The following is a 17739-nucleotide window of genomic DNA, read 5'->3' as shown; positions in this document are numbered from 1 at the left end:
ATGACAGCAAAAAAACGAGTAAGATGTCGAATGCCACCCTTACTCGTTTGTTAAAAACAGGCGTTTTGTTGATTTCTTCTCACTTTCTTTGTTCTTTTAAAAAGCTGGAATATTTGCGCCTTTAGAATTTTTCTTAATATACTCAGCGACTTCTTTCGTCGTCATTGCTTTTTTCAATACGTTGATTTTCTCGCTGTCTTTTTCCCCTTCTCTCGTTACCAATTGCAAAGCGTAATGTTTGCTGGCAGCTTCATCTTCCAGTAAAATCGCATCTTTGGTCGATAAGCCCGCTGGTTCTAAGTAAGCAGGGTAACAAAAGACCATCGCAATGTCCTTTTCATCGTAGGCTTTTACTAGATTCAATAAATCGATTCGTTCAAATTGAAGATTTTTAGGATTGTCAACAATATCCGCCACTGTGCCGTTGAACCCGATGTTGTCCTTTAATTTGATGACACCATTTTTATTTAAGATCGCTAATGCCCGACCTTCATTTGTTGGATCGCTTGGAATACCGACTTTAGCATTTTTGGGCAATTGATCTGCATTCTTATAATTTTTGGAATAAAAGCCCCCCGCAAAATAATAAATGGGTTGAACGGCGACTAAATCTGCTTTTTTTTCTTGATTGAACATTTCCATAAACGGTTCATGCTGTGCAAAATTGGCATCTGCTTCATCATGTTGAACGGCATCATTATAAGCTACATTGTCACTTACTTCCATAATATCAATGGTGTAACCCTGTTTCTCCGCTTCTTTTTTGGCAATCTCCAAAATATCTTTTGATGACTCTAACTGAACAGCCACTTTGATTTCCTTTTTGTCTTTATCCGCTGAATGACCTCCACAAGCTGCTAAAGTTAAGATCGCAATCATTGCAAAACCAATTAAATAAAACTTCTTCATTCTTCTTCCTCCTATTTTCGTTTATCCAGTGTCTGAGCAACAAAGTTTCCCAGCATTTGTAAAATAAAGACTAAAGCGATCATGATCACAATGGCGACATACATGACCCCATATTCATAGCGTTGATAACCGACACGAACAGCAAAATCACCGATTCCGCCACCACCAATGACTCCCATGACTGTCGAATAGGAAACCATACTGACAGTCGTCGTCGTGTACGCCAAGACTAAACCACTTCTAGCTTCTACTAGTAAAAAATGCCAGATATATTGGAAGCGAGTCGTCCCTAATGAATTAGCCAATGCATAGGTTTCGTCAGAGACATCCAGCAAGACCTGTTCAACTAGCCTAGCAAAGATGGTGATCGCAATGATACTAAGTGGTACAGAAGCTGGTATAGGACCAAAGGCTTTGCCTAATACCGCGCGAGTTACTGGGATCAACGCAATCACAAATAATAGATAGGGAAAAGAGCGGATCACTGTGACTAAAAAATTCAAGGTCCAATAAATCCAAGGATAACGACCTCGAACTTTAGGATTCGTCAAAAACAACCCTAAACCTAGTGGCAATCCGCCAACCACACACACGCCCATCGAAATAGCCATCATGATGCCCGTTTCTTCGAGACTGGTCAGTAGCGCTGGCCAATACTCCATCATGCTTTGTGAACGAATCATTGCGCTAAGCTCCTTTTTATTTTTTCAAAATACGTCAAGTTTTCTTCCGTATAACGTTGTGGGTGATTTCTTAACTCGCCAATCAACTCGCCATTTTCCATGACCAAAATTCTTTGGCATAAGCTTTTCACGGTTTCTAATTCGTGGCTAACAAAGAAAATTGTCGGCTGAAATTCTTCATGGACTTTATGCAATAAACGAATCACACTTTCCGTATTTTCTTCATCTAGTGAGCTTGTAGCTTCGTCACACAATAAAATTTCTGGGTCACGTGTCAACGCCCGAGCAATCGACACTCGTTGCTTTTCACCGCCAGATAGTTTTACTGGATATACAGCAGCTTTATGAGCCATCCCAACAAAATTTAATAAATAATCAATTTTTTCACGATTCTTTTTCTTTTGCAGCTTCAATGGTAATGCCACATTTTCATACACCTTTAAGTTATCTAATAGATTATGGTTTTGGAAAATCATCCCCATTTTTTGTTTTTGCTGCCTTTTTTCTTTTTTGTTCAACTTTTGAACGGCCACACCATCGATTAGGATTTCCCCACTACTAGGTTCTTCCATTAAGTTCAACAAACGAAGTAACGTGGATTTACCAGAACCGCTTTTCCCAACGATTCCAATGATCTCACCTGGTTCGATTGTCAAATGAATATTCTTTACCGCTTGCGTGCCTTCATAGCTTTTAGTTACATTGATCAATTCAATCATCTGTTCCTCCAATAAAAAATAGTACACCTTATCAAACTGTTTAATAAAAATAGATAAATCAGCATATTGGTTTTCTATTTGAATAAAAAACGCTTCCTAAACACTAACTGTTTCTATAATGGCGGAGTATTCGTAAAAAAGCAACTTTTTTACTCATCTTCTATCTGTTTTTTAACTGTATTAATAATAGTGATTTATAAACCGACTTATCTGTATCTTTTAAGAACCCTCACTGTAACAAGCATGTATTCTATCTATTGCCATTAATCACCATAAGCTAACAACGTTGTTATTTCTTTTTTCAACAAATTCAGTTTCTTTTTCATAAAAACGAAAAATAGGAGGAAAAGAAAAAGCGGTCAAACGATCGCTGTTGCCGATCATTCAACCACTTTTTCAATGGCTCTATAATTTGAGAGCGGGACAATAGTTCTTTCTCAAAAAGAAAATAAGTTCGACTTTGATGGCTAGTGTCAAAATCGAACTTATTTTTTCTATTATGTACACTTTCCTCTCCATATATTTTCCTAATTTTCTTAAATTTAATGCCATCAGTGCCAAACCAATATCAATCGTTGCTCCTTGTTTCCCACGTAAATGGAAACGATGGAACGCCAAGTGAGTCTTTAGATGCCCGAACACTGGTTCGACCTCGATTTTCTCCTCTAAAAGCTTTTTTCTGCATTCTGCTTTGAAATAGCGCCCATTATTATTTACTTGAATTTTTCGCTTTTGTTCACTTTTCGCACGCGTACATTAACGACGGACTGGACAGTTCCGACAATCCTCACATTCATAGATTTTGAAATCTTGAATAAAGCCACCTTTATCTTTCGACTATCATTTTTGAACGGTATCGGACGATTCGCTGGGCAAATGTATTCATCTTGTTCTTCAAGGTAGTGCCAGTTTTCCACGTTAAATGGATTCTCCTTGTATTTCTTTTTGTTTTCTTTGTGATAACTTAGGATTTTTTTGATTAATCAATTAATCAACATGAAATAACAAAAAAATCTGAGACAGAATGAGGTTCATTCTGACCCAGATTTGATTTTACACCACTCATCAGTCCTTATTGACAAAGAGCCAAGGTTTACACACTTTTTGTAGACTATCTTGTCATAGATATAGTTGTATTTTGTGCAATAGGTTTCTCTGAATTATTTAAAACTATACTTTCTAGTTTTTTTGAAAGGTTCTGTTTCAATGATATGTCTCTTTTGTTTCTTTCTTTAGCAAAGTTAATATTGAGTTTATTATACTCATTAAGAAACTTTTTTGCTTCAAAAGGACTTATTTTACCTTGGCCTTCAAGCGAATTTATATGATTTACCTCCTTAATTATTTCAGCTTGAATATGAAATTTTTCCGACTCTAATTTTGGAATTATGTTACGATTTATCTCATTAAGGTCTGCTTTTACGTCACTAATATTACGAGGATTTTCAAATTGAGTCCTATTCTGATTCTGTAATAGTAAAAGTAACTCTTTTTCTTGCCTACGGAAAGCATTGATTTGTTGAGTTCCCTCGTTGAACTGGGATATAAGTTTTTTACTTCTTATTAGAATACGTTCTGTTTCTTGTAGAGAAATAGTAGGTTGCTCTGTGCGTGATGTTGTCGTAGGTTGCTCTGTGTGTGATGTTGTCGTAGGTTGCTCTGTGTGTGATGTTGTCGTAGGTTGCTCTGTGTGTGATGTTGTCATAGTTGATTTACTTGTGCTCACAGAATGGGTTTTCTTTGATTCTATAGACTCTTGTAATTGACTTACCATGTCTTTACAATTGGATATAAGATAGTCGATATGCTTTTTATTTGTACTTAAAACTTTTATTTCTTTATAGCATTCTTTAAGCATTTTTTTGTTCTTTATTTTATGCTTTCTTAAATTTACCTTTTGCTGTGTCATTTTACCATATTCAATTACTATATCATTTCTTAGTTTACGGAATTTCGAGCAAAAATTTTGAACCCGCCGGAGATTCGTTTGTAATTGATTAACTTCTATAGAACTTTCAGTAGAAATTCCCTCTTTTAATTTTTTAAAATTTGTCTCTTCTTGCTTAATAAGATTCTTTATTTTTTTATGTAAAAATTTTTTAGCAGAATATGGCTGTCTTGAAACATCATCTTGTATTTCATCTAAATGTTTTAAGTCCCCCTTATTTCTGTGTTTTGAGTGTAGTTTTTTGTGTGGATAAGTTTTATCAGATAAACGGGTGGTTTCATTCCTGTTTTCTAAATCTAGTACTTTTCCTAATCCCCTCCCTTGATTTTGGTTGTCTAAACTAGGCAGTGCCCTTGCTCCGCCTATTCCACTTGCTATGCTTAAAGCATTAATAAAAGTAACTATCATTTTGTCTAATCTCATATGCCATCAATCTCCTTTTCATTTAATGATTTTCACTTATCCTACGGAAAATAAAAACTTATACAGAAAAAATTCTGTTTCAAAAGCCATAATGCACCGATCATCAAAAGTTAGACCAAAAATCTAACGTCTGAAACTTTAATTTGCCCAAAGTCTGTTCGAGTCTTTCTAATCAAACCAACTAGTCCTTCACGTTCCTATTTTTGTACCCAACGATAGAGTGCACATAGAGACGCTTCACTTTTAATAGATATTTACCTTAGCTACTACATTTTTATCTAAAAGAGTTAATTCTTGGCTACTATCTGCCACAGTAGATGGTTCATTTATTGTAGAAGCATATCCAGAGATTTTGCTTTCAGATACGCAAATTCCAATAGTTAAAATATCTAAAGATAAGATAAACTTATTTTTCATTTTCTATTACCTCGAAACCCAAAAACAGAAAGCGCTTTCTGAATAAATCATAACAGAGAAATCAAATTATATATATAAAAGTCATAAAAAATAGTTTTCATGTCATAATCGTTCATTTTTTCTGTATTGTCCTTTATTTATAAAAAATTATTTCCACATCCACAGTCAATAAGAGCAACGAAATTCAATTCATTTTAGGATATAGATTAAGGTTTTGATATAAAAATTCGAAATTTTTTGCATACAAATAATTTACAATTGTTATTATATTTTATAAAGGTAATTTATAAATTTATTCATTGTTCATTTGTACAGGTTGATCGTATTTTACAAATCAATCAACTAGATAAATTACTATAAGGAGTAGCGAGAGATAATTTAGTGATAGATATCTAAAAAAATACCATGAAAAATTGGTTTAGTTAAACAATTACGGAGGAGTAAATATTAGCGATTATGACGTAAAACACATATTTTATGAAATTTTTTTACATAACTTAAAGTATATAATATATCAGAATAAGAAAGCGTTTTTTTGTTGAAAGTGCTATCTAACACCTTTTAAGGAGACTTAAATAATGTGAAGAAAAAAATATTACTTGGTATTTATTTTGTCTCATTGTCTTTCAAAACACAAAAAATATCTGAGGCAGAATGAGGTTCATTCTGACCCAGATTTGATTTTACACCACTCATCAGCCCTTATTGACAAAGAGCTTTTTCAATTTGTTTTGATCTGACTTAGTAAAACGGTTAGACTTTCCATGAATTTTTGTGCAATTTCGCTTAATTGGCGCTTAGCTGAATAAATCACGTACAATTCATTTTGGGGACTATTTGCCAATGGAATCAAACGTAAATACTCTTTGATCTCACCAATGACCAGCCCAGAACCTGAAGCATAAGCATCTGTTTCTAACACGATATTCATCAATGTTCCCCGATCACTCGTATAGATAACCGTTTCTTGATCAGGACTTTCAATCAAGTCTTCATAAAAATAAGGAAAATTATTGCCATCTTGTGTAAATCTCACTTGGGGATAAGGAAGTAATTCTTCTTTAAAAATTTCTTTCTTCTCACTGAGCGGATGTCCCTGACGTAAAAAAATGTGCGTTTGAAATTCTCCTAATGAATGGGCAACTAGCTCCCCTTGCTCTAAGTAGCGCTTGATCCCTGCTTGATTGTGTTCATTCATATAAAGAATCCCAATCTCACTATGCTGATCCTTCACTTCTTCAATCACATTAGCAGTCGTTGTTTCAATGATACGAAACTGTTTGATCTCACTTTTGAAAGAAGAGATCAACTTTGCTGTTAAAGGACCTAAGAAATCATAATGTTGCGAAGCAATTGAAAAGCTTTCACGCTTCTCATTCGTCAAATAATAATTTTCTAAAGACTCTAACTGTAAGAGAATCCGTTCCGCTCTTTTTATAAACTCTTGTCCTTCCTCGGTCAGATACGCCCCTCGATTCGTTCGAGTGAACAGCGTGATCCCTAACTCGGTTTCTAATTCTTTGATTCCTGCGGAAAGACTTGGTTGTGCGACATAGAGTTTTTTAGCTGCTTCTCTGAAACTCCCATTGTTCGCTACAGCAATTACATATTTTAATTGTTGGAAGTTCACTGATGATCCCTCACAAAATAACTGATTGGACGATTTTTCAACGGTTGGAGCGGACGGTTGTTTGGTTGTGCATACTGTCCTTTAAAAGGAATCAAGAAATCTTTATTTAGTTTTTGCACTTGATCCATGACAAACCATTGGATTGGTCCACTCGTTGGTGGCGTAGTTAAAGAGCCGACATAATGGTAATGGCTTTTTTGTTCAGGAAAAAGAACCAATGGATTGGTCCAATGTTCATGTTTTTCTACATCCCAACTATCGCCATTGTCTCGATCATACAACCAACCTTCATCCGTCGTTAGCTGAAACATCACACCGACAACTAAATTTTCTTTTTTAGCATTCATATGAACAAAGTGGAACTCGATATCTTCTTGATTCCCATTGATCAGATGTTCAGAAGGCATATGAAAATGGATATCTGTGAGATAATATTTCTGACCTTTAAATTCGACATAACTAAGCTGATCATAAGGAACCAAGTGGATCGTATTTTTAAATTCTTTATCTGTAAACCGTTGCTTCTGATAATGAAAAGCAATGGTATCTGATTGATCCTTCGCTGGTTCACAAGTGGTCAATGGAATGGGCGACTGCAATTCAAACGCCGCACCTTTAGCAAACCAGTCGCATAATTCAGCCCAATGTTCCGGTCCTCTTTCTCCCGTATATCCCCATTCAACATCCATATTCTTTTTCACTTTTATTCCTCCTGCATCTTTGCAAAATTTTCTATTGTTGACTATTTTTAACGATCGTGGAAACAGTCGCTAAAAAGTCTTCTTTCCCATAAAATTCTTGATTCAGTAATTCAGGGAAAATCTCGTTGAAGAAATACTTGACAGAAGGACGATGCTCAAACCCTTTTATCGTAGTTACCGCTTCAATAAACATCTCTTTATATACTTTTTCTGGATTGTTCTTGATGATCTCTTCAAATGATTCATACAATAGATCGACTTTATCAGAGATTGCTAATAACTCACCTTCCACTGTGTCATCTTTTCCTTCAAACAATCGCCGGCGGTATACTTCTTGAAACTCTTCCGGAATCTCTTGGTTGATGAACTCATCCGTCATCTTTTCTTCAACTGTTTGTAACATTCCCCGTAACTCTTTATTTGCATACTTGACCGGTGTTTTGATATCCCCGATAAAACGTTCTGTATAATCATGATTTAACGCTTTTTCATAAAGTAATTTCCAATCGATCGCTTGACCATGAACCTCTTCAATGTCACCTAAGACTTGAGCAATCGAAGCCACTCGATAAGAATGAGCGGCTACCGTATGTTCAGTAAATTTAAAGAACCCTGGCGCTCGTGTAATTTTTTCCAAATTATTCAAACCTAAAATAAATTCATTCAATCCCATAAAATAGCCTCCCCTTTACTTTTCCGATGATTTTATCATTAAATAACTATCTTTCGCAAACATCCCGTTTGTAAATCAACGAAAAATTAATCTTTTTACTGAGAATCACGCAATTTTACTATAAAAAAATAGAAACCAGAAAAACAACTCTAGTTTCCATTAAACATAATCATAAAATTCAAAACCAGCTCAATGCAAGCTCTTCGCCTTAAAAACGACAAGCGAAGTACAGCAACTATTAGTTCAGAAACATTCAAAACAACATAGCTCTAAAACAGTACCTTTCATCAGCTGATTCAATCGTTGGTTTTGGAAGCATTCAAAACAACATAGCTCTAAAACTTGGACTAGTCTTCCCACGTAGATTCCAAAGTTTTGGAAGCATTCAAAACAACATAGCTCTAAAACATGACGCGCGCGCTATGCTTGATATTGAGCGTTTTGGAAGCATTCAAAACAACATAGCTCTAAAACTCCTTTAATTCCATTAAACTTAGTGTAGATGTTTTGGAAGCATTCAAAACAACATAGCTCTAAAACTGCAGGTCCTTCATAAGTCCAACCGTAATTGTTTTGGAAGCATTCAAAACAACATAGCTCTAAAACGATAAAGAAGATGCGCTCAGAGTTATCGAAGTTTTGGAAGCATTCAAAACAACATAGCTCTAAAACCTCGCAGAAATTTTTTTCTTACGAAATTTCGTAATCGCGCTACTCGTCCATAGCAAAACTTTCGTCTTGGATGCTTCCTTTGTTTCATTCAGTTGTTTTGTTTGATCCTAGTATACCATGGATTTTGTTCAACGAAAGCCCTTTTTCATGAGTCCTTTGTTTTTGTTCCATCTTCGTATCCTTCGTTACTGTTTTAACCAGTCCGCTGGATTCTTTTTCCATTCTTTTAACAAGGCTAATTCCGCTTCATCAATATATTTTTCGGCTAACGCTGTTTCGATCAAGACAGAATAATTCGTGAGAGTAAATAGTGGTAACTCTGCTTTGGCAAAATTTTCTTCACCTGCTGGTAGTTCATACGTAAAGATCGCTGCTACGCCTAATACATTAGCGCCTTCTCTTTTGGCTGCTTCCGTTGCTTCTAAAACGCTTTGGCCTGTCGAGATCAAGTCTTCGATCACAACCATTTTTTGACCTTCAAAAATCCGTCCTTCGATTTGATTGCCTTTACCGTGATCTTTCGCTTTACTACGGATATAAATCATAGGCAAGTCCAAGATTTCTGCCACCCATGCAGCGTGAGGGATGCCTGCTGTTGCTGTACCAGCAATGACTTCCACGTCAGGGAATGCTTGCTTGATTTTTTCTGCTAACCCTTGAGCAATTGCTTTTCTGACTTTTGGATAACTCATCGTGATGCGGTTGTCACAATAAATCGGGCTTTTTAGTCCACTTGCCCACGTGAATGGTTCATTTGGACTTAAGAAAACCGCTTCAATAGCTAACAAATCTTTGGCAATGTTCTTTTCAATCGTATTCAAATTGATCGACTCCATTCTTCTTTGATTGTTTGATAGGCTTGGTAGGGATCTTTCGCTTGAGTGATTGGTCGTCCAACCACGATGAAAGTTGAACCAATTCCCCGAGCTTGGGCAGGCGTGACGATCCTCGTTTGATCACCTGCAACGCTTCCTTCTGGTCTGATACCTGGAGAAAGACAAATGAAATCTTGGCGGGTGGCTGCTTTGATGCCACTCACTTCTAAGGCAGAAGAAACAACGCCATCTAGTCCGGCAGCTTCGGCACATTTCGCATAATGGATCACACTTTCTTCTAAGGGAACTTGGATCAATTGATCATGATGCATATCCGCTTCACTCGTTGAAGTAAGCTGAGTGATTGCTAACAACAATGGGCGTTTTTTGCCAGCAGGCGTTCCTTCTTCTAGCCCACGTAGTGCCGCTTGCATCATTTTGATTCCGCCAGCTGCATGGACACAAGTGATATCCACGCCTAGTTTTGCTAACCCACGCATGGCTTTTTCCACCGTGTTAGGGATATCATGAAGTTTCAAGTCTAAAAATACTTCATGTCCAGCATCTTTCAACCAACGAACAATAATCGGTCCTTCCTGATAAAATAATTCCATTCCGATTTTTACAAATAATTTTTCCTCTTCAGGGAATAGTTGCATAAATTGTTCCACTTCTTGCCACGTCGAAAAGTCTAAAGCAATAATTGGTCGTTGGTTCATTTCATTCGTTCCTCTCTTACTTCTTTGATTAGTTGTTGGAGGGATTCGATCCCTAATTCTGCCATTCGTATGGGTAGTTCTTCGATCAGTTTCGGACAAATGTACGGATCCGTAAAATTAGCTGTTCCTACTGCCACGGCACTGGCTCCTGCCATGAACATCTCTAAGACATCGTCAACAGTTTGGACACCACCCATACCAATGATCGGCAACTCGGAAACAGCGGCGACTTGATGGATCAAACGAATCGCCACTGGTTTGATCGCAGGACCAGAAAGACCGCCTGTCTGGTTGGCTAAAATAGGTTGACGTGTTTTCAGATCAATTCGCATACCAAGTAGCGTATTGATCATCGTAAAGCCATCTGCCCCACCGCTTTCGATTGCTTGTGCGATAGGTACGATATCCGTCACATTAGGGGAAAGTTTCACATAAACTGGTACACTTGCAACCTTTTTGACAGCTTGTGTCAATTGAAAGGCAACGTCTGGGTCTGTCCCAAAGGCAATGCCGCCATGTTTGACATTCGGGCAAGAAATATTCAACTCGATTGCTTTGACATTCGGCGCTTCACCAATTTTACGACAAACCTCGACATAGTCTTCTTCACAGGCACCAGCGACATTCGCAATGATAGGTAAATCTGGATAGACAGCTAATTCTGGTAACAGTTCATTCATGACAACTTCCAGACCGGGATTTTGCAATCCGATCGCATTCAACATACCGGAGGGTGTTTCCGCCACACGTGGGGTGGGATTACCAAACCTTGCATGCGGTGTTGTCGCCTTGACCATAATCGACCCCAATTGATTCAAATCGTAATATTTCCCATATTCTTTTCCAAATCCAAAGCATCCACTGGCTGGCATGATCGGATTTTTCAATTCCAAACCCGGGAGCTTAACTGCTAAGAGATTACTCATAAGACAACCTCTCCTACTTTAAAAATTGGCCCTTCGTCACACACCTTGACACTTTTTGTTCCAGTTTCATCATCCGGTCGATGACAAACGCACGCATAACAAGCACCGATACCGCAAGCCATTCGTGATTCTAAGGACAATTGGACATTTGGGTGATCCACAAAAAGTTGTTCGACTGTTTTTAAGAGACCATTTGCACCACAAGCAAAGACAGCTTTTGGTTGCTTATGAGTACTCATTAGCAGATTCCCGACGTTTCCATGGATCCCATAAGTACCATCATCCGTCGCTACTCTGGTTTCACCTAATTCATGAAACTTTGCTTCATGGTACATGACTTCTTTTGATGCAAATCCTAAAAAATTGGTGACTTTTACGTCCCGCATATTCAGTTGTTTGGCTAATTCATATAAAGGTGGGATACCAATTCCTCCCCCTACGATGAACACTTCATCTCCTGCGGACAACCCAGATAGATCAAAGCCATTGCCTAATGGCCCTAAAACGTCTAAAGAATCGCCAGCTTTCAACGTAGAAAATTCTTTCGTTCCTTCACCTTCGATTCGATAGATGATCTGGCAAGTGTAGTTTTGTTGATCAATCGAATGGATACTGATGGGGCGGCGTAAAAGCAAATCTGCTCTAGGTACTCGAATATGCAAAAACTGCCCAGGTATTAACATTTCTTTGACCAATTCTCCTTTTAAAGTCAATTCATAAATACGTGGTGCTAGTTGTGTTTGTTGAATGATTGTCATGACTTCTTGCTTCATATCTGCTCTCCTCTTTGGGATTTTTTCATTGCCAAACATCTCGACAAAAGTGATCCTTTCAACCAATGTCAGTAACAAGGCGAACGAAAATGATCACTTTTATCTCTGTTTAGGTGCCTACAAGCTATTTTAACTATTACTTAATCATTATAGGAACTGTCATTTTAGAACATGCTGATCAAATCGCTTGTGTTGAAAAAGCTCGAGACTCCATTACCCGAATGATCGCATCCGCTGTATCTAATGAAGTAAATAAAGGAATACCATGTTCAACTGCTTCTCGGCGAATGATAAATCCGTCTTTCGAGGCATTTCCTCGATCTTTATCGATGGTATTAACAACGACCTGTGCTTTTCCTTCTCGAATCAACTCAACAACATTTTTCTCCGTTGCTTTTTCAGAGATTTTAGCAACAGGCGTGACGATCAGCCCATTTTTTTCAAAATAAGCTGCCGTATGCTTGGTAGCTAATAGGCTGTAACCAATTTCTGAAAAACGTTTAGCTAGCGCTAACGCTTCTTCTTTAGTTTCATCAGCGATCGTGAACAAGACGGCACCATAATCTGGCAGGCGTAGACCTGATGCTTCAAACGCTTTATATAGTGCTTTATCTAAGTTTTGATCAGAGCCCATGACTTCTCCAGTAGATTTCATTTCAGGACCTAAGTAGGTATCCACTTGTTGCAATTTAGTAAACGAGAATACAGGAGCTTTCACATGGACAGCGTTTGATTCTGGATATAAGCCATTCGTAAAGCCTAAGTCACTTAACTTTTCACCTAAGATCGCTTTTGTGGCGATTTGAGCCATCGGTATTCCTGTAACTTTACTTAAAAACGGAACCGTTCGACTTGCACGAGGATTGACTTCGATCACGTAAACTTGATTGTCGTGGATCACGAATTGGATATTCATCATACCGATGCAGTTTAATCCACGAGCTAAGCGAATCGTATAGTCTTCGATCGTTTGTTTGATTTCTGCTGAGAGTGCTTGTGGCGGATAAACAGCCATGGAATCCCCCGAATGGACCCCTGCACGTTCAATGTGTTCCATGATTCCAGGGATTAGAACTGTTTCCCCATCACAAATGGCATCTACTTCACATTCACTTCCAAGCAAATAACGGTCAATCAAAACAGGATGTTCTGGGGAAGCTTTCACTGCATGTTCCATATAATCTTCCAAATCTTGTTGATTTTCAACGATTTCCATTGCTCGACCGCCCAAGACATAACTTGGTCTGACAAGAACAGGATAACCGATTTTTGAAGCGATCCCTACTGCTTCTTCTTTACTAGTTGCAGTATCACCTAGTGGCTGAGGTACTTCCAGGCTTCTTAACGCTTGTTCAAATAAATCACGGTTTTCAGCTCGATCTAGATCTTCAATTGTAGTACCTAAAATTTTGACCCCCGCTTGAACTAACGGCTCCGCTAAATTGATAGCTGTCTGACCACCAAACTGGACGATTACCCCAATCGGTTGTTCAAGTTCAATGACATTCATCACATCTTCAAAAGTCAATGGTTCAAAGTACAGTTTATCAGAGATCGAGAAATCGGTTGAAACTGTTTCTGGATTGCTATTCATGATAATCGCTTCATAACCTGCTTGTTGGATCGCTTTAACTGAATGGACCGTTGCATAGTCAAACTCGACCCCTTGACCGATTCGAATGGGTCCAGAGCCTAAGACAAGAACAGAATCTTTTTCGGATCGTTCACTTTCATTTTCAACTTCGTATGAGCTGTAAAAATAAGGCGTCTGTGAAGCAAATTCAGCCGCACACGTATCGACCATTTTGTATACGGGTTTGATGTCGGATTTTTCACGAAGCTCTCTGATCTGCTTTGCTTCAGTTTTCCACAGTTCAGCAATCTTTTGATCCGTAAACCCGTTTTGTTTCACAGTACGTAAGACGTTTTCATCCTGCGGGTGTTCCAACAGTTCAGTTTCTAGTTCAACGATATGGAGCAACTTGTCTAAAAAGAACAAATCGATCTTTGTCAACTCCGCCAATTCTTCAATTGGATAGCCGCGGCGAATCGCCTCTGCGACATAGAATAAGCGATCATCTTGGGCACGGACAACTTTTTCGATCAATTCACTATCATCGATCATGTTTAGTTCTGGTAGTTCCAAATGGTGTGTCCCGATCTCTAAAGAGCGGACAGCTTTTAATAGGGATTCTTCAATGTTACGACCAATCGCCATTACTTCGCCAGTTGCTTTCATTTGAGTTCCTAAAACTCGTTCCCCATTCTCAAATTTATCGAATGGCCAACGAGGAATCTTAGCAACGACGTAGTCCAAAGCTGGTTCAAATTCTGCATAAGTCGTTCCAGTTACCGGATTCTTCATTTCATCAAGTGTTAAACCTAAAGCGATCTTAGCCGCTAATTTTGCAATCGGGTAACCAGTTGCTTTACTTGCTAAAGCAGAAGAGCGTGAAACACGTGGGTTAACTTCGATCACATAATAATTGAAGCTATGTGGATCAAGTGCAAGTTGGACATTGCAGCCGCCTTCGATTTTCAATGCACGAATAATCGCTAATGATGCATCGCGCAACAGTTGGTATTCATGATCTGAAAGAGTCTGACTTGGGGCGAAGACGATCGAATCGCCTGTGTGGATACCCACTGGGTCAAAATTTTCCATGTTACAAACAACAATGGCATTATCAGCCGAGTCACGCATAACTTCGTATTCAATTTCTTTGAATCCTGCAATACTGCGTTCGATCAAACATTGGGTCACTGGAGAAAGGCTCAGACCATTTTCTGCGATCACTCGAAGTTCTTCTTCATTTTTACACATTCCACCACCCGTTCCACCTAATGTGAAAGCGGGACGAACGATGATTGGATAGCCAATTTTATTAGCAAATTCGACTGCTTCTTCAACAGTTGTGACGATTTCAGATTCGGGGATTGGTTGATTCAGTTCTTCCATCAACTTTTTAAATAAATCACGATCCTCTGCCTGATCGATAGCAGATAATTTTGTCCCTAACAGCTCAATGCCTAGTTCATCTAAAATACCAGATTCTGCTAGTTCCATTGCCATGTTCAAGCCCGTTTGTCCGCCTAAAGTCGGTAACAAAGCATCAGGACGTTCTTTTCGCAAGATCCTTGAAACAAATTCTAGTGTGATCGGTTCGATATACACTTGATCGGCAATTTCTTGATCAGTCATGATCGTTGCGGGATTGGAATTTACTAAAACGACCTCATATCCTTCTTCTTTCAAAGCAAGGCAAGCTTGGGTTCCGGCATAGTCAAATTCCGCCGCTTGACCAATGATGATCGGACCTGATCCAATCACCATAATTTTTTTGATATCTGTACGTTTTGGCATGGTTATTTCTCCTCTCCTGCATCCATCATTGCCATAAATTCATCAAATAAATGAAGCGCATCATGTGGACCGGGAGCTGCATCAGGATGGAATTGGACGCTAAACGCTGGATAATGGCGATGTCTAATTCCTTCCACAGTCCCATCATTTACTTCTACATGGGTGATCAGCAACTGATCTGGATCAACTGTTTTTTCATCCACAGCATAGCCGTGATTTTGAGAAGTAAAATCGATCCTTCCAGTCGCAATTTCTCGGACAGGATGATTCAAGCCACGATGACCAAATTTCATTTTATAGGTATCCGCACCATTAGCTAAGGCAAACAATTGATGCCCTAAACAGATCCCGAAAATTGGTATTTTCCCTTGGATTTCTCGAATCATTTCAATAGCTTCTGGTACGTCTTTTGGATCTCCTGGTCCATTCGTCAGCATGACGCCATCTGGTGCTAGGGAAAGAATTGTTTTTGCATCCGTATTATAAGGTAATACGGTTAAATTGCAGTTTCTTTTACTTAGTTCACGCAAAATACTATGTTTCAAACCAAAATCAATGACAGCCACATTTTTTCCAGTTCCAGGACTTGGATATGGTTTACTCGTTGATACTTGTTGCACTTGGTTTGTAGCTAAAACGGTCGCTTTCAATTGATCAAAAGCATGTTCAAAGGAATCACCAGCATCCACGATACTCGCTTTCATCGTTCCAACTTGACGAATTTTTCGTGTCAATGCCCGAGTATCGATCCCTGAAATTCCAGGGATACCTTTTCGTTTCAAAAACTCGTCCAATGTCATTTGACTCCGCCAATTAGAAGCCACTCTCGCATGTTCTTTGACGACTACGCCCTTGCAAGTTGGTGCGATAGATTCATAATCATCACGGTTGACACCGTAATTTCCCACCATCGGATACGTAAAGGTAATGATTTGCCCATTGAAACTTTGGTCTGTGATCGTTTCTTGATAGCCTGTCATGCTAGTAGTAAACACGATCTCGCCAAACACATTATTATTCGCTCCGAATGCTTTTCCTTTAAAAACTGTCCCATCTTCTAAAATCAATAATCGTTCCATTTGCTTCACTCCCCTTTGTGCCACGCCAATTTTCCATCAACGAATGTTCCTAATGTTTCGCCCTTGACGTTCCATCCAACAAAAGGTGTGTTTTCGCCTTTCGATAAGAAATCTTTCTTATCGATTGTACTTGAGTGTTCAATATCGAAAATAGCTACGTCAGCTGGTGCCCCAACTGTCAATGTCCCAGCCTCTAACTGGAAGATTTCCGCTGGCTTGGTAGCCATCCAGTTGATCACTTGTTCGAGTGTGAAACGATTGGTTTCAACAAAGTGCGTATAAATCAGTTGGAAAGCTGTCTCACTTCCTACGATCCCAAATGGTGATTCTAAGAAACTTTTGCTTTTTTCTTCTAATCCGTGTGGCGCGTGGTCAGTCGCAATACAATCAATCGTTCCATCAAGAAGTCCTTCGATCAACGCTTCTCGATCTTCCTTTCCTCTTAATGGGGGATTCATTTTCCAAAAGCCGAAGTCTTCGGGGATATCTTCATCAATCAAGATCAAATGATGGGGAGAAACCTCTGCTGTAACGTGGATACCCGCTTTTTTGGCATCACGAATGACCCGCACGCTTTCCTTGGTAGAAACGTGACAGACGTGATAGTGCACACCTGTTGCTTCAGCTAAAAGGAGATCCCGTGCGATTTGTGAGGATTCAGTTACACTTAAAATACCTGGTAAACCTAGTTCTTTTGCTTTATCACCAGCATGCATCACTCCACCGAATAGTAATGATTCATCTTCCGTATGTGCTACCAGTGCTTTGTTATTTTTTGCTGCTTCTTTCATGGCTTGATACATCGTTCCTGCGGTCTGAACACCCACGCCATCATTCGTAAATGCAAATGCTCCTGCTTTAATCATCGCTTCTTGATCCACTAAGACTTCACTTCGAAGATTTTCAGTGATCGGTGCATATTGCAAGACTTTGACCACAGCATCTCGTTTGATCAAGTCATAGACCTGTTCTAATTTTTCCGGGGTATCAGGTACAGGGTTCAGATTAGGCATGGCACAAACAGTTGTAAAGCCGCCTCTTGCCGCTGCTTTAGTACCAGCTGCAATCGTCTCCTTGTATGTAAATCCTGGCTCTCTTAAATGGACATGGACGTCCACTAAACCAGGTGTGATCAGTTGTCCTTTGGCATCAAACACTTCATCAAATTCAGCCTCGGAAAATCCTTCGCCGATTGCTTTGATTTTTCCGTTTTCGATCCAAATTTCTGCAGGTGTTGTTTCATTCTTTCGTGTATTGATTTGACCGTTTTTAATGAGTGTTTTCATCT

The 17739-nt window shown here is 38.8% G+C and carries 15 protein-coding genes, 1 pseudogene and 1 CRISPR repeat array; all 16 genes and pseudogenes read right to left on the bottom strand.

The window, feature by feature from the left end:
• Nucleotides 1–96: 96 nt before the first annotated feature.
• Nucleotides 97–909, bottom strand: a complete 813-nt coding sequence (locus tag IGJ23_RS06485) for a MetQ/NlpA family ABC transporter substrate-binding protein (RefSeq protein ID WP_228196906.1) — start codon at nucleotides 907–909, stop codon at nucleotides 97–99.
• Between the two features lie 11 nt (nucleotides 910–920).
• Nucleotides 921–1592, bottom strand: a complete 672-nt coding sequence (locus IGJ23_RS06480; protein ID WP_438774706.1) for a methionine ABC transporter permease — start codon at nucleotides 1590–1592, stop codon at nucleotides 921–923.
• Entirely contained in the window at nucleotides 1589–2311 is a 723-nt protein-coding gene (locus tag IGJ23_RS06475; RefSeq protein WP_126343980.1) for an ATP-binding cassette domain-containing protein, read from the bottom strand. Before IGJ23_RS06475 ends, IGJ23_RS06480 begins: the two co-directional genes overlap by 4 nt.
• 405 nt (nucleotides 2312–2716) lie before the next feature.
• Nucleotides 2717–3276, bottom strand: a pseudogene (locus tag IGJ23_RS06470) (transposase); the annotation flags it as partial.
• A gap of 146 nt (nucleotides 3277–3422) precedes the next feature.
• Nucleotides 3423–4682, bottom strand: a complete 1260-nt coding sequence (locus IGJ23_RS06465) for a hypothetical protein (RefSeq protein WP_438774705.1) — start codon at nucleotides 4680–4682, stop codon at nucleotides 3423–3425.
• 243 nt (nucleotides 4683–4925) lie between these two features.
• Entirely contained in the window at nucleotides 4926–5099 is a 174-nt protein-coding gene (locus IGJ23_RS06460; protein ID WP_179133717.1) for a hypothetical protein, read from the bottom strand.
• Nucleotides 5100–5820: 721 nt separating this feature from the next.
• Complete coding sequence (locus IGJ23_RS06455; protein ID WP_063627085.1) at nucleotides 5821–6729, bottom strand: LysR family transcriptional regulator; 909 nt, start codon at nucleotides 6727–6729, stop codon at nucleotides 5821–5823.
• Nucleotides 6726–7430, bottom strand: a complete 705-nt coding sequence (locus tag IGJ23_RS06450; RefSeq protein WP_053766052.1) for a carbonic anhydrase family protein — start codon at nucleotides 7428–7430, stop codon at nucleotides 6726–6728. The genes IGJ23_RS06455 and IGJ23_RS06450 overlap by 4 nt, the downstream gene beginning before the upstream one ends.
• A 31-nt stretch (nucleotides 7431–7461) precedes the next feature.
• Nucleotides 7462–8103, bottom strand: coding sequence for a YfbR-like 5'-deoxynucleotidase (locus IGJ23_RS06445; RefSeq protein ID WP_010719207.1), 642 nt, complete (start codon nucleotides 8101–8103; stop codon nucleotides 7462–7464).
• A gap of 240 nt (nucleotides 8104–8343) precedes the next feature.
• Nucleotides 8344–8775: a CRISPR direct-repeat array (repeat unit 36 nt; unit sequence GTTTTGGAAGCATTCAAAACAACATAGCTCTAAAAC).
• Nucleotides 8776–8960: 185 nt separating this feature from the next.
• Nucleotides 8961–9611 (bottom strand): orotate phosphoribosyltransferase, encoded by a 651-nt coding sequence (gene pyrE / locus IGJ23_RS06440; protein ID WP_367011209.1) that lies wholly within the window; start codon nucleotides 9609–9611, stop codon nucleotides 8961–8963.
• Nucleotides 9593–10309 (bottom strand): orotidine-5'-phosphate decarboxylase, encoded by a 717-nt coding sequence (pyrF, locus tag IGJ23_RS06435; protein WP_010719209.1) that lies wholly within the window; start codon nucleotides 10307–10309, stop codon nucleotides 9593–9595. The genes pyrE and pyrF overlap by 19 nt, the downstream gene beginning before the upstream one ends.
• Nucleotides 10306–11235: a dihydroorotate dehydrogenase gene (locus IGJ23_RS06430; protein ID WP_438774704.1), complete on the bottom strand. Its 930-nt coding sequence runs from the start codon at nucleotides 11233–11235 to the stop codon at nucleotides 10306–10308. The genes pyrF and IGJ23_RS06430 overlap by 4 nt, the downstream gene beginning before the upstream one ends.
• A complete protein-coding gene (locus IGJ23_RS06425) occupies nucleotides 11232–12008 on the bottom strand; it encodes a dihydroorotate dehydrogenase electron transfer subunit (RefSeq protein ID WP_367011208.1) in 777 nt (258 codons plus the stop codon). The genes IGJ23_RS06430 and IGJ23_RS06425 overlap by 4 nt, the downstream gene beginning before the upstream one ends.
• Nucleotides 12009–12186: 178 nt before the next feature.
• Nucleotides 12187–15372 carry a carbamoyl-phosphate synthase large subunit gene (gene carB, locus IGJ23_RS06420; RefSeq protein WP_053766056.1) on the bottom strand — a complete coding sequence of 1062 codons (3186 nt, stop codon included), beginning with the start codon at nucleotides 15370–15372 and terminating at the stop codon, nucleotides 12187–12189.
• A gap of 2 nt (nucleotides 15373–15374) precedes the next feature.
• Nucleotides 15375–16451, bottom strand: a complete 1077-nt coding sequence (locus IGJ23_RS06415) for a carbamoyl phosphate synthase small subunit (RefSeq protein WP_438774703.1) — start codon at nucleotides 16449–16451, stop codon at nucleotides 15375–15377.
• A 5-nt stretch (nucleotides 16452–16456) separates the two neighbouring features.
• Nucleotides 16457–17737, bottom strand: a complete 1281-nt coding sequence (locus IGJ23_RS06410) for a dihydroorotase (protein WP_034697867.1) — start codon at nucleotides 17735–17737, stop codon at nucleotides 16457–16459.
• Nucleotides 17738–17739 lie beyond the last annotated feature (2 nt).

Source organism: Enterococcus sp. DIV1682a (assembly GCF_051711005.1).
Taxonomy (GTDB): Bacteria; Bacillota; Bacilli; order Lactobacillales; family Enterococcaceae; genus Enterococcus_B; species Enterococcus_B hirae.
Note: the sequence above shows the minus strand (reverse complement) of the source record. Positions and strands in the feature narration are given on the sequence as shown.

Bases quoted from the DNA above. Each gene is read 5' to 3' on its own strand.
- IGJ23_RS06480 (WP_438774706.1), bottom strand. From the start codon at position 1,592: ATGATTCGTTCACAAAGCATGATGGAGTATTGGCCAGCGCTACTGACC.
- IGJ23_RS06485 (WP_228196906.1), bottom strand. From the start codon at position 909: ATGAAGAAGTTTTATTTAATTGGTTTTGCAATGATTGCGATCTTAACT.
- IGJ23_RS06410 (WP_034697867.1), bottom strand. From the start codon at position 17,737: ATGAAAACACTCATTAAAAACGGTCAAATCAATACACGAAAGAATGAA.
- IGJ23_RS06445 (WP_010719207.1), bottom strand. From the start codon at position 8,103: ATGGGATTGAATGAATTTATTTTAGGTTTGAATAATTTGGAAAAAATT.
- IGJ23_RS06475 (WP_126343980.1), bottom strand. From the start codon at position 2,311: ATGATTGAATTGATCAATGTAACTAAAAGCTATGAAGGCACGCAAGCG.
- IGJ23_RS06460 (WP_179133717.1), bottom strand. From the start codon at position 5,099: ATGAAAAATAAGTTTATCTTATCTTTAGATATTTTAACTATTGGAATT.
- carB (WP_053766056.1), bottom strand. From the start codon at position 15,372: ATGCCAAAACGTACAGATATCAAAAAAATTATGGTGATTGGATCAGGT.
- IGJ23_RS06465 (WP_438774705.1), bottom strand. From the start codon at position 4,682: ATGAGATTAGACAAAATGATAGTTACTTTTATTAATGCTTTAAGCATA.
- IGJ23_RS06415 (WP_438774703.1), bottom strand. From the start codon at position 16,451: ATGGAACGATTATTGATTTTAGAAGATGGGACAGTTTTTAAAGGAAAA.
- IGJ23_RS06425 (WP_367011208.1), bottom strand. From the start codon at position 12,008: ATGAAGCAAGAAGTCATGACAATCATTCAACAAACACAACTAGCACCA.
- pyrF (WP_010719209.1), bottom strand. From the start codon at position 10,309: ATGAACCAACGACCAATTATTGCTTTAGACTTTTCGACGTGGCAAGAA.
- IGJ23_RS06430 (WP_438774704.1), bottom strand. From the start codon at position 11,235: ATGAGTAATCTCTTAGCAGTTAAGCTCCCGGGTTTGGAATTGAAAAAT.
- pyrE (WP_367011209.1), bottom strand. From the start codon at position 9,611: ATGGAGTCGATCAATTTGAATACGATTGAAAAGAACATTGCCAAAGAT.